Genomic DNA, 12,182 nt, shown 5'->3' with positions numbered 1-12,182 from the left:
CGCGGCGAAGCCGCGCTGCGTAGGGGGAGGTGAAGGGGGCCGAGTTCACCGACCATTCAACAGACCTCATTGAAGACTCCGACGGGCCCTCCCGTCATGCCGCGGCCGCGTCGCGGACCCACGCCGAAATCCCTCGGCCCAACTCGATCGTGACCGCCGATGCAGCTCGTCTTCGTGCAATTCATGACCGGCCTCGCGAGCGCGGCCTCGCTCTTCCTGGTCGCCTCCGGTCTGTCCATCATCTTCGGCGTCACCCGCATCGTGAACTTCGCGCACGGCGCGTTCTACATGCTGGGTGCCTATGTCGCCTACACGCTGACCGAACGCTTCACCGGCGTGTTCGGCTTCTGGTTCTCGCTGGTCGCCGCCGCCGCCATCGTGGCCGCGCTCGGCTGCCTGCTCGAGATGGTGCTGCTGCGCCGCATCTATCACGCGCCGGAGCTGTTCCAGCTCCTCGCCACCTTCGGCGTCACGCTGATGGTGGAGGATCTGGTGCTGCTGATCTGGGGCCCGGAGGATCTGGTCGGGCCGCGCGCCCCCGGCCTCGGCGGCGCCGTGGTGATGTTCGGCAAGCGCATCCCCTCCTACGACCTGTTCCTGATCGCCCTCGGCCCGCTGGTGCTGGCGGCGTTGTGGCTGTTGTTCCACCGCACCCGCTGGGGCGTGCTGGTGCGCGCCGCGACGCACGACCGCGCCATGGTGGCGGCGCTCGGCATCAACCAGAAATGGCTGTTCACCGGTGTATTCGCGCTCGGCGTCTTCCTGGCCGCGATCGGCGGCGCCCTGCAGATCCCGCGCGACGCCGTCAACCACTCGATGGATCTCCGCATCATCGTCGAGGTGTTCGTCGTCGTGGTGATCGGCGGCCTCGGCTCGACCACGGGCGCCTTCGTGGCGGCCATCATCGTCTCCGAGCTCAACGCCTTCGGCATCCTGGTGCTGCCGAAGATCTCGCTGGTGCTGGTCTTCGTCGTGATGGCGGTCGTCCTGGTGGTCCGGCCCTGGGGCCTGTTCGGCAAGATGCCGCCGCCCGCCCAGGCCGCGGCCGGGACGACGGTGCGCCCCTGGCGCCCGCTCGGCCGCATCGAGCTGATGATCGCCGGCGCCGTGGTGGCGTTGATCGCGGCGCTGCCCCTCGTCCTGTCCGACTACGCCCTCACGGTCGGCAGCGAGATCCTGATCTTCACGCTGTTCGCCGCCAGCCTGCATCTGCTGATGACGGTCGGCGGCCTCGCCTCCTTCGGTCACGCCGCCTATTTCGGCCTCGGCTCCTACGGCGCCGCCTTCGCCGTCAAGGCGGCCGGCCTGCCGATGCTGCTCGCCGTCTTCGCCGGGCCGGTGCTGGCCGCCGTGGGCGCCGCCATCGTCGGCTGGTTCGCGGTGTCGCTCACCGGCGTCTACTTCGCCATGCTGACGCTCGCCTTCTCGCAGATCGTCTGGTCGATCGCGTTCCAGTGGGTGTCGGTGACGGGCGGCGACAACGGCATTCTGGGCATCTGGCCCGCCGCCTTCGCGTCGCATCCGGCCGGCTTCTTCTGGATCACGCTGGCCTTCGTGGTGCCGGCGCTGGCGTTCCTGCAGATGGTGATCTTCTCGCCGTTCGGCTACGCGCTGCGCGCCACGCGAGACTCCGAGCTGCGGGCCGAGGCGATCGGCATCGACCGCAAGCGCACCCAGTGGATCGCCTTCGTGATGGCGGGCGCCGCGGCCGGCCTCGGCGGCGCGCTGTTCGCCTTCCTGAAGGGCAGCGTCTTCCCGGACGTGATGGGCATCCCGACCTCGGTCGACGGCCTCGTGATGGTGCTGCTCGGCGGCATCGAGACGGTGCTGGGCCCGATCGTCGGCGCCGTGGTGTTCAAGGCGCTGTCGATCTGGCTGATGAGCCAGACCGACTATTCCAAGCTGGTGCTGGGGGCCGCCATCGTCGCCATCGTGCTGGCCTTCCCCAAGGGCATCGTCGGCTCGCTCGCCGACCTGCGGGCCCGCCTCGAGGCGGGCCGCGCGGCACGCCGAGCCGAGACCGTCGCGGCGACCTCCTCCGAAGCCGCCATCAAGGAGGCACAGCCGTGACCCGCCTGCTCGAGGTCGAGAGCCTGTCGAAATCCTATGCCGGCGTGCAGGCCGTGCGCGACGTCTCGTTCGCGCTCGACCGCGGCGAGATCCTCGCGCTGATCGGTCCGAACGGCGCCGGCAAGAGCACCTGCTTCAACATGCTCAACGGCCAGATCAGGCCGGACACCGGCGAGGTGCGCATCGACGGCACCTCGACGCTCGGCCTGCCGCCGCGCGCCGTGTGGCGCATGGGGGTCGGACGCACCTTCCAGATCACCGCGACCTTCGCGTCCATGACGGTGCGCGAGAACGTCCAGGTGGCGCTGTTGTCGCACAGCCATGCGCTACGCCGCTTCTGGGGCAGCGCCGCGAAGGACGCCGCCGAGGCGGACCGCCTGCTGGCGCTGGTCGGCATGGCGCAGTACGCCGACCGCGCCGCCGCCGAGCTCGCCTATGGCGACCTCAAGCGGCTCGAGCTCGCCATCGCGCTCGCCAACCGGCCGAAGCTCCTCCTGATGGACGAGCCGACCGCCGGCATGGCACCGAAGGAGCGCATCGAGCTGATGCGCCTCACCGCCGAGATCGCCCGGCGCGAGGGCATCGGCGTGCTGTTCACCGAGCACGACATGGACGTGGTGTTCGAGCACGCCGACCGGCTGATGGTGCTGTCGCGCGGCATGCTGATCGCCGAAGGGCCGCCGACCGAGGTGCGCCGCGACCCCGAGGTGCAGGCCATCTATCTCGGCGAAGGTCTCGTCTACGACGCCCGCCACCAGGACGCCGCTGGCGTCGAGTCCAGAGGGGCGCACTGATGACCGAACGCCCGCGGACGTCGCAGCTCGACGTCGTCCAGCTCAACGCCTTCTACGGCCAGGCCCACATCCTGTTCGACGTCGACTTTTCGGTGCATACGGGCGAGGTCGTCGCGCTGCTCGGCCGCAACGGCGCCGGCAAGTCGACCACGTTCCTCTCGATCATGGCCATGGTGGCGCGCCGCACCGGCACGGTGTGGTTCGACGCCGAGGAGGTGACGGGCCTGCCGACCTACGAGATCGCCCGGCGCGGCCTCGGCTTCGTGCCGGAGAATCGGCGCATCTTCTCCGACCTCACCGTCGAGGAGAACCTGATGGTCGGTCGCCAGCCGCCGCGCGCCGGCGCGCCGACCTGGGAGCCCGAGAAGCTCTACACGCTGTTCCCGAATCTCGCCGAGATGCGCAAGCGCCCCGGCGGCCGGATGAGCGGCGGCGAGCAGCAGATGCTCACCATTGCGCGCACCCTGATGGGCAACCCGTCACTGGTGCTGCTGGACGAGCCGTCGGAAGGCCTCGCGCCGAAGATCGTCGAGCAGATGGCGACCGCCATCCTGGCGATGAAGAAGGAAGGCCTGTCGATCCTGCTCTCCGAGCAGAACCTGCACTTCGCGCGGCTGATCTCCGACCGCGCCGTCATCATCGAAAAAGGCCGTGTCCAGTTCACCGGCACGCTGGCCGAGCTCGAGGCGCGCCCCGATGTGCGCGATGCCTATCTGGCGGTGTGAGGACGGCGGCAACGGCGGCTTGGTGCTCTCGGTCGAGAGGCCGGCCTGCGTGGCCACCCCCCTCCCCACCCCTCCCCCTCAAGGGGGGAGGGAGCAGGGTGAGGTGAGGCCTGAGTCCAATTCTCGACGTCAGTCTTGTCGTGGCGACGCTGGGAGCCATTCGGCTCCGGCGTTCCCTCCCCCCTTGTGGGGGAGGGACAGGGAGGGGGGTGAGCCCCGGCGCACAGCGTCTCGGCTGTCAGCCGAGCAGGGCGGCAGCTCATGCGGCCGCGCTCGGAAAACCTCACTTCTCGGCGAAGGCCTTCTCGATCACGTAGTCGCCGGGCTCGCCGGTGTTGCCTTCGGTGAAGCCGAGACCTTCGAGGATCGGGGTCATGTCGGCCAGCATGGCCGGGCTGCCGCACATCATCACGCGGTCACGAACCGGATCGAGGGCCGGCAGGCCGATGTCATCGAACAGCTTGCCGGTCGTGATCAGACGGGTGATGCGCCCGCGGTTGCGGAACTCTTCACGCGTGACGGTCGGGTAGTAGATCAGGTTTTCGGAGATCAGCTCGCCCAGGAACTCGTCCTGCGGCAGCTCCTCCTCGATCAGCTTGCGATAGGCGAGCTCGGCCACGGTGCGCACGCCGTGGATCAGCACGACCTTGCCGAACCGCTCGTAGGTGTCGGGATCCCGGATGGTCGAGAGGAACGGGGCGAGGCCGGTGCCGGTGGCGAGCAGATAGAGCGTGTCGCCGGACTTCAGGTTGTCGATCACCAGCGTGCCGGTCGCCTTGCGGCCGACCATGATGCGGTCGCCCGGCTTGATCTTCTGCAGCCGGGAGGTCAGCGGCCCGTTCGGCACCTTGATCGAGAAGAAGTCGAGCACGTCGGCGTAATGCGGCGAGGCGATCGAGTAGGCCCGCATCAGCGGACGGCCCTCGCCCGGCAGGCCGAGCATGACGAACTGGCCGCTCTTGAAACGGCAGCCGGGATCGCGGGTGGTCGAGAAGCTGAAGAGCGTGTCGGTCCAGTGGTGAACGTCGAGAACCTGCTCTTCGAAGAAGTTGCTCATGGGTCGAACCTTCGAGGGATTCCAAGAAGCCGGGAGATCCGGGCGCCGCCTTGGCGTCCGACATTCGTTAGTGTACTAACAATATGACGGAGCCGCGGTGGCCTTGTCAACGGCCCGAAACGGCCGGATACCGGGGCGATCGCGGTCCGTCCAGCAACGAGGAGAAGAAACCATGGCTCACGACGCGCCGGCCGGACCGTCCGGTCCGACCAAGCTGGTCATCCGCAACATCGGGCTGCTGCTCTCGGGCGCGATGGAGAACCCGATCCTGGACGCCGACACCATCGTGGCGGTGGACGGCAAGATCTCCGCGGTCGGTCGGCTGAAGGACGTCGACGTCGACGGCGCCACCACGGTGGTGGACGCCAACGGCACCGTGGTGAGCCCGGGCCTGATCGACAGTCACGTGCACCCGGTGGCAGGTGATTGGACGCCGCGACAGAATCAGCTCGGCTGGATCGATTCCACGTTGCACGGCGGCGTCACGACCATGATCTCGGCCGGCGAGGTGCACACCCCCGGACGGCCGCGCGACATCGTCGGCCTCAAGGCGATGGCGATCACGGCGCAGCGCTGCTTCGACGCGTTCCGGGTGGCGGGCGTCAAGCTGCACGCCGGCGCGCCGGTGCTGGAGCACGGCATGGTCGAGGAGGATTTCAAGGAGCTGGCCGCCGCCGGCGTGAGGCTTCTGGGCGAGGTGGGGCTCGGCGGCGTCAAGGACGGCAAGAACGCCCGCGAGATGGTGGCGTGGGCGCGAAAATACGGCATCCAGTCGACCATCCACACCGGCGGGCCGTCGATCCCGGGCTCCGGCTTGATCGGCGCCGACATGGTGCTGGAGGCCGATACCGACGTGGTCGGCCACATCAATGGCGGCCACACCGCCCTGCCCGACCGCGAGATCCGCTGCATCTGCGAGGGCTGCCGCCGTGGCCTGGAGATCGTCCACAACGGCAACGAGCGCGCCGCGCTCTACACGCTGCGCACTGCGCGCGAGCTCGGGCAGCTCGAGCGCGTGATCCTCGGCACGGACGGCCCGGCCGGCTCGGGCGTGCAGCCGCTCGGCATCATCCGCATGGTGTCGATGCTCTCCTCGCTCGGCGACGTGCCGGCCGAGATCGCCTTCTGCTTCGCCACCGGCAACACGGCGCGCATGCGCTCGCTCGACGTCGGCCTGGTCGAGGTCGGCCGCGCCGCCGACTTCGTGATCATGGACAAGGCCCAGCACTCCGCCGGCAAGGACTTCTTGGAATCGATCCGGCTCGGCGACCTGCCCGGCATCGGCATGACCATCATCGACGGCGTCGTCCGCACGACGCGCAGCCGCAACACCCCGCCGGCGACCAAGGTGCCGGCAGTGGTGTGAGGCGAAGCGCGTCTCTTTCCCTCTCCTCGCGCGCGGGGAGAGGTGACAAGTGCGGCGTCAAACTCACCGCAGCTTCGCCAAGAGACTCATGAACACCTTGCGCTCGGCCGCGGTGAGCGGGGCGAGCGTCTCGTCCGAGATGGCGTAGGCCTGGTCGACATGGGCGTCGACCAGGGCGCGGCCCTTCGGGGTGAGATCTACCAGGCGTCGCCGCGCGTCGTCGGGGTCGGCGGCGATGTGACAGAAGCCGCGGCCGGTGAGGCGGTCGACCACGCCCTTCACGGTCGCGACGTCCATGGCGGTGGCGCGGCCGAGCTGGTTTTGCGAGGTGGCGCCGATCTCCTGCAGCTTCGACAGCACGGCCCACTGCATCGAGGTGAGATCACAGCCGATCTTCTCGGCGAAGATCGAGGAGTGCCGCTGGTTGACCTGGCGCAGCAGGAAGCCGACCTGCTCGTCCAGGCAGTAGCCGCCCGTGCGGGGTTTCAGTGTCGCGATCTTCGCCTTCATGCCCTGCCCCTCGCTCGGCAACTCACTCGGCCGTCATTCCGGGACGGCGCGAAGCGCCGGACCCGGAATCCAGCCACAAACACGGCAGTTGCCGCTGGATTCCGGGTTCGCGCCTGCGGCGCGCCCCGGAATGACCGCCCGGCTTTCAAACCGGCCGCCCGCGCGCCTCAGCGCAGGCCGTCCTCGCCCTTGATCTCGCTCGTCTTCAGGCCGCCGACGCGCGGCAGCGGGCGGCCGCCCGTGGTGATCGCCACGGCGACCACGATCTCGTTCGCCCGCGGCGCGTCGTTGATCGACACCTGCATGCCGTCGAAATGGCTGCGCACGAAGGCCGCGTCCTTGTGGCCGAGCGGGATGTCGAGCTCCTGGCCCGGGCCGCCGCGCTTCTTCGACGACGGGATCAGCGCCGCCCCCTTCCCGAGTGTCTTGCGCACCGGCGCGCCCATCTTGGGATGCAGCAGCGCCGCGGCGTGCTCGAGCTCGCCGTCGACGCCGACCAGCGCCGCCTTGCCGTAGCTCTCGCACTGCTCGCCCGGCACCCCGAGCGCCGCCACGGCGCGCTCGGACAGGAGCTTGCCCAGTTCCTCGCCCATGTCGATCAGCACCGTCAGATCGTCGACATAGCTGCCGGCGTAGGGATTCTCGATCACGGCGATGGCGGCGGCGCGCCGGACCGGCGGCGTCACCGGCCGCCCCATCTCGGTCAGGGTCTCGTCGACGACGGTCACCAGCTTGCGGATCTTCGGGTTCATCGCAGTCCATCCCACTTTTCGATCTGATGGGCCAACAGGCCGCCGATGCGGGCGTGCACGCGCCCGCCCATGGTCATCACCAGCACCAGCGCGATCTCGTCGGCGCGGGGCGCGTCCGCCACGCCGACCTCCATGGCGTCGTAATGGGTGCGCACATAGGAGGCGTTGATGTGGGTGATCGGCACGTCCAGCCGCGTGCCCGGACCGCCGACCTTCTTGGTCGAGGGCACGATCGCCTTGGTGCTGCCCAGCACGTCGCGCATCGCGTAACCGCCCGGCACGTGCCACAGCGCGCCGTGCTCGATCTCGCCCGCCTCGCCGACGATCGCGCCCTTGCCGTAACCTTCGACCGCCTTGGCGTCGCCGCCGAGCGCGTCGAGAAGCTGCTGCGCCACCGACACGCCGAGCGGCTCGAGATCCTTCATGAACGGCGCGATGTCCTCGACATAGCGGCCGGCGAACGGGTTCTTGATCACGGCGATCGCAGCGCCGCGCTTGATCACCCGGTCGGTGACCGGGCCGCCTTCGTGGAAGATGTCCTCCACGGTGACGATGCGCTTTCGGACGAGAACTTCGGCCATGTGTGACTGCCTTGCTGTTCGACTGAACTTTTCACTGACGCGATCAAGCCTCCGGCTTCGTCATGCCCGGCTGCGTGCCGGGCATCCACCAACCGGACTCGGTCGCGCTGAAAGACGTGGATGGCCGGGACGAGCCCGGCCATGACGAGGCATGAGCACCGAGCGATCCGGCACCGAGCGATCCGGCACCGAGCGCCCCGACCGCGCGGGTGACGCCCTGCAGATGCAGGGCGGCCGCCGCGATCAGGCCGTCGCGAAGAAGCTGCTCGGCGACCAGGACGCCGGCGTCGAGCGCCGCATCGATCTCGGGGCGCGCCAGCGCCGGCACGACGCGGGTGACCAGCCGGTCGCCGAGATCGCTGTCGGGCTGCAGCTCGCGCGCTTTTACGCGAAGAATGCCCGGATGAGAGATGTTCACGGCGTTGGCGACCACCGTCGCGGCCGCGTCGGCGCTCGCCGCGTCGCGCGCCAGGATCGTCACGGCGTCGGCGATACCGAGCGAGAAGCTGCGGCCGCCGGCCCCCGAGGTGGCGATGCCACGCACCGGGTCGCCGGCCTCGATCGCCGCCGTGCCGAACATCGACGGACGGTCCGGGCGGTCGACCAAACCGGTGGTGAAGCGGGTGCCGGGAGAGAGATGCAGCGCGATGTCGCCGCCATTGTTGACATAGGCGCGCGCGAGCGCGTCGCCGGCGGCCGCCACCATCGCGGCGAGCACGTCATCGGCGACGCTGCCCGCCACCGCCGCCATCGGCGTGATGAACATGGTTTCCGAGTACGGCGCGACTGCCGCGGCCATGCGGCGCGCCACGGGGCCGAACAATCCGCTCCGTGCCTCATCGCAAGAGCCCCCCACTCCCGACCCCTCCCCGCCACGCGCTTCGCGCGCGGGAGGAGGGGAGTCGAAGCGCTGCGGCTCCCCTCCTCCCATTCGCTCTTGCGAATGGTGGGGAAGGGTCGGGGGTGGGGGGAACGACTCCCCGTGCTCGTGACGTATTCCCGTCAGCGGACGGCGCAGCATCGAGAGCTCGCCGCAGAGATCGTCCAGCAGACCGGTGAGCCGTCGCAGTGCAGCGCGATAGGCGGTCTCGACCACGTCGCGCGGGCCGAAGGCCTCGATGATCAGGTCGATCGGCCCGTCCTGCAGATGCAGGCGGCGGCCGTCCGGCAGCATGCGGGCGTGCGGACGCCGCGCCTCGCTCGCCGACGCGGCCGGAACCGCCGTCATCCCCGCCCCCAGCGCGGCCCGTCAGAGGCGAAGGGCCACACATTGCCCTGCACGGGCGGCACCAGGCGGCTCTCGTGGTCGCCGAGCGTCGACAGCGGACGGACGTGATCCATGTGGCCGCCGAGCGCCGCGTAGTCCTCGAGCTTGAGCGTGAACTCGATCGGCGCGACCAGGGCCGGCGTCGGTACGTAGCCGAAGGCGTTGGCCGGCAGCCGCGTGACGTCCACCATGAAGGTGATGCCGCCGCCCGGCCAGACATAGACGGGCGCGCCGCCGCAGGTGACGCGGGTCAGCGTGTCCTTGACCGAGCGGGTGAGCCGCACCGGATTCTCGGTGACGCCGGCGCGCAGCGAGCCGCCCGCCCCGGCGATGAACAGCACGGTGGAGAGCGCCGGCTCGCAGTTCTCCTTGATGCGCTCGGTGGACGCGCGCAACGCCTCCGGCATCTCGGTCTCGACCGGCACGAGATTCTCGTCGAGCCGGAAGAAGGCGGAGTGCTCGCCCGTGGTGGAGACCATGAACAGGGTCATGCCGGGCTTCGCGACATTCTTGTCGAACGGATCCAGGATCGACAGCGGGTCCGAGATGCTGGTGCCGCCCCAGCCGGTGCCGGGATCGGCGACCTGGAAGTAGCGGCCCGGCGTCGAGCGCCGCCCGCGCATCTTGATGCCGGTCGGCTGGATGCCCAGCACCTTGCCGGACGCGTGCTCGGAGAGGACGCCGGTGATGTGATCGTCGACCACCACCACCTCGTCGACCTTGCCGAACCACTGCTTGGCGAAGATGCCGATGGTGGCGGAGCCGCAGCCGACCCGCATGCGCTCCTCGGGGACGCCGTTGATGATCGGCGCCTTGCCGGCCTCCACCACGATGGTGGAGCCGTCGTCGATGGTCAGCTCGACCGGCTTGCCGTTGGAGAGATCGAGCAGCGCCTCGCAGGTGACGCGCCCCTCCTTCTTGGAGCCGCCGGTGAGATGGTGCACGCCGCCGAGCGACAGCATCTGCGAGCCGTACTCGCCGGTCGTGACGTGGCCGACCGCCTCGCCCTGCGCCCGCACCACGGCCTGCTCGGGGCCGAGGAAGCGGTCGGTGTCGACCTTCACCTTGACGCCGCAATAGCTGAAGATGCCCTCGGTCACGACCGTCACCATGTCGACGCCGTCGACCTCGGCCGAGACGATGAACGGCGCCGGCTTGTAGTCCGGATAGGTGGTGCCGGCCCCGATGGCGGTGACGAACAGCTCCTCCTCCGGCACGATCTCGCCGGCCCATTCGGTCTTGCGCTGGTTGAAGGCGACGACGCGACCGCCCTGGTCGAGCGTGCGCTCCAGAATCACGTGCGGATCGACCCGGATCAGCTCGCCGTCGCGGTTGGCGTAGCGGTCGCAGGCGCCCGCCATGCCGGGGCGGATCCAGCAGGCGACCGGGCACGCGTCGCAACGGATCTTCAGGTCCGCGGCGGGCTGAGGCTGCATCGTCATGGCATCGTCTCTCGTGAGGTCCGGCCGCTCGCGACGACATGGGGCCGCGGCGGACGCGCGAGCCGGTCGCCGCGCGGCGACGCCGTCGCCCGGATCGGCCTTTTGTTAGTGTACAAATGATCTTGCATCGCACGATCCTTGTCAAGGCGAAGCGCTCATGCCCCTCCCGTCATTCCGGGGCGCGCCGAAGGCGCGAACCCGGAATCCAGCACCGAACTCGGCATTCTGGGCTGGATTCCGGGTCCGACGCTCCGCGTCGTCCCGGAATGACGGAGCACGGGAAGCGGGCCGTCATCGCCGCACCTGCGCCCGCAGCCGCGCCACCGTCGCCTCCAGATCCGTCCACGCCGCGCGCTCGGGCGCGAAGCGGCCGCGGACGTAGCGGGCGATCTCGGCGATCTGCCAGTCGGACATGTGGTCGGCGAAGGACGGCATGGCGCCGAGCTCGCCGAGGTCCTTTGGATGAATGCCGTCGAGCATCACCCGCAGCACCGTGTCGGGTGAGTCGGACTGCACCGCCGTGACCAGCGCCAGCGACGGCTTCGTCCCGTAGAGCGCCGGCCCGCGGCCCGGCTCGTGGCACATCGCGCAGGCGCCCTCGAAGATTCGTCCGCCCGGCACCGAGACCGGCGTCGTCGCGCGCGCCGCGGCAGCCGCCTCGCGAGCGGCGGCGAGCGTCTCGATCTCGGCCGCGCTCGTCGGCGCGTCGCCCAGCGAGGCGAGGTAGTGGGCCATGGCGCGGATGTCGTCGTCGGGCAGGACCTTCAGCTCGGCGACGATCGGCGCCATCGGGCCGGCGACGGCGCCGTGATGGCGGGACCAGCCGGTGCGCAGATAGTCGTAGAAGGCCGTCTCGTCCCACGGCACCGGGGCGCGGCTGTCGCGGTTGAGCGCCGGCGCCTCCCAGCCTTCCGCGACGCCGCCGGAGAAGCGCCGCGCGCCCGTCTCCTCGGCGCCCATCGCGTTGCGCGGCGTGTGGCAGGCGGAGCAGTGGCCCAGTCCCTCGACCAGGTAGAAGCCGCGATTCCACAGCTCGGTCCTGGTGGGGTCCGGCGCGAACGGCGTCGCCGTGTGGAACATGGTGTTCCACAGTGCCATCAGCGGCCGCTGGTTGAACGGGAACGAGAACTCCGGCGCGGGCGTCGCGTTGCGCACCGGCGGCACCGACATCAGGAAGGCATAGAGCGCCTGCAGGTCGGCGTCCGTCGTCTTCGCATAGGACGTGTACGGGAAGGCCGGATAGAGATGCCGGCCGTCGCGGTGCAGGCCTTCGCGCATGGCGCGCTCGAAGGCCGGATACGACCACGCCCCGATGCCGGTCTCGACATCCGGCGTGATGTTGGTGGTGGTGATCACGCCGAACGGCGTCTCCAGCCGCAGTCCGCCGGCGAGCGGCGCGCCGCCCTCCACGGTGTGGCACACGAAGCACGCGCCGAGATGCGCGAGCACGCGGCCGCGTTCGATGGTCGCCGCCGAGAACACCGACGGATCGGGCCTCTGGATCGGCGCGATGGCGCCGCGCCACGGCAGCGTCATCACCCCGAGCGAGCGCTCGAACACCGCGGGCCGCATCTGCATCCGCTGCTCGGCCAGCGCGGCGGCGCCCTTGCGGTCGGCC

11 protein-coding genes are annotated in these 12,182 nt (G+C 69.9%); 4 read left to right on the top strand and 7 right to left on the bottom strand.

All coding sequences use genetic code 11. The features are described from left to right. The first annotated feature begins 159 nt into the window (after nucleotides 1-159). Genes CH341_RS21250 through CH341_RS21240 form a run of 3 tightly spaced genes read left to right on the top strand, consistent with a single transcriptional unit; the run spans nucleotide 160 to nucleotide 3,589 of the window. Nucleotides 160-2,070, top strand: a complete 1,911-nt coding sequence (locus tag CH341_RS21250; protein WP_111420981.1) for an ABC transporter permease — start codon at nucleotides 160-162, stop codon at nucleotides 2,068-2,070. Beyond that, nucleotides 2,067-2,864 (top strand): ABC transporter ATP-binding protein, encoded by a 798-nt coding sequence (locus CH341_RS21245; RefSeq protein ID WP_111420980.1) that lies wholly within the window; start codon nucleotides 2,067-2,069, stop codon nucleotides 2,862-2,864. Before CH341_RS21250 ends, CH341_RS21245 begins: the two co-directional genes overlap by 4 nt. Then, nucleotides 2,864-3,589: an ABC transporter ATP-binding protein gene (locus CH341_RS21240; protein ID WP_111420979.1), complete on the top strand. Its 726-nt coding sequence runs from the start codon at nucleotides 2,864-2,866 to the stop codon at nucleotides 3,587-3,589. The genes CH341_RS21245 and CH341_RS21240 overlap by 1 nt, the downstream gene beginning before the upstream one ends. A 283-nt stretch (nucleotides 3,590-3,872) precedes the next feature. Here CH341_RS21240 and CH341_RS21235 read toward each other — a convergent pair whose 3' ends face one another. Then, nucleotides 3,873-4,646 carry a ferredoxin--NADP reductase gene (locus tag CH341_RS21235; protein ID WP_111420978.1) on the bottom strand — a complete coding sequence of 258 codons (774 nt, stop codon included), beginning with the start codon at nucleotides 4,644-4,646 and terminating at the stop codon, nucleotides 3,873-3,875. Nucleotides 4,647-4,818: 172 nt separating this feature from the next. Here CH341_RS21235 and CH341_RS21230 point away from each other — a divergent pair, with 172 nt between their 5' ends. Beyond that, nucleotides 4,819-6,012: an amidohydrolase family protein gene (locus tag CH341_RS21230; RefSeq protein ID WP_111420977.1), complete on the top strand. Its 1,194-nt coding sequence runs from the start codon at nucleotides 4,819-4,821 to the stop codon at nucleotides 6,010-6,012. Between the two features lie 63 nt (nucleotides 6,013-6,075). Here the strand turns inward: CH341_RS21230 and CH341_RS21225 are convergent, their stop codons facing one another. The 6 genes from CH341_RS21225 to CH341_RS21195 all read right to left on the bottom strand — a co-directional run. Then, nucleotides 6,076-6,522, bottom strand: a complete 447-nt coding sequence (locus CH341_RS21225) for a MarR family winged helix-turn-helix transcriptional regulator (RefSeq protein ID WP_111420976.1) — start codon at nucleotides 6,520-6,522, stop codon at nucleotides 6,076-6,078. A gap of 167 nt (nucleotides 6,523-6,689) precedes the next feature. Further along, nucleotides 6,690-7,274 carry an amino acid synthesis family protein gene (locus CH341_RS21220; protein WP_111420975.1) on the bottom strand — a complete coding sequence of 195 codons (585 nt, stop codon included), beginning with the start codon at nucleotides 7,272-7,274 and terminating at the stop codon, nucleotides 6,690-6,692. Further along, the gene (locus CH341_RS21215) at nucleotides 7,271-7,855 is read right to left on the bottom strand and encodes an amino acid synthesis family protein (protein WP_111420974.1); all 585 of its coding nucleotides are present in this window, start codon (nucleotides 7,853-7,855) and stop codon (nucleotides 7,271-7,273) included. The genes CH341_RS21220 and CH341_RS21215 overlap by 4 nt, the downstream gene beginning before the upstream one ends. A gap of 43 nt (nucleotides 7,856-7,898) precedes the next feature. Continuing rightward, nucleotides 7,899-9,083: a UPF0280 family protein gene (locus CH341_RS21210; protein ID WP_245431175.1), complete on the bottom strand. Its 1,185-nt coding sequence runs from the start codon at nucleotides 9,081-9,083 to the stop codon at nucleotides 7,899-7,901. Beyond that, on the bottom strand, nucleotides 9,080-10,564 hold the full coding sequence (locus CH341_RS21200) for a 6-hydroxynicotinate reductase (RefSeq protein WP_111420973.1): 1,485 nt from the start codon (nucleotides 10,562-10,564) through the stop codon (nucleotides 9,080-9,082). Before CH341_RS21200 ends, CH341_RS21210 begins: the two co-directional genes overlap by 4 nt. A 291-nt stretch (nucleotides 10,565-10,855) precedes the next feature. After that, on the bottom strand, nucleotides 10,856-12,182 hold a 1,327-nt coding region (locus tag CH341_RS21195), incomplete at its 5' end, for a c-type cytochrome (RefSeq protein WP_146604562.1).

The organism is Rhodoplanes roseus, from assembly GCF_003258865.1.
In the GTDB taxonomy this organism is placed as follows: domain Bacteria; phylum Pseudomonadota; class Alphaproteobacteria; order Rhizobiales; family Xanthobacteraceae; genus Rhodoplanes; species Rhodoplanes roseus.
This window is presented reverse-complemented; position numbering and strand designations above follow the sequence as displayed.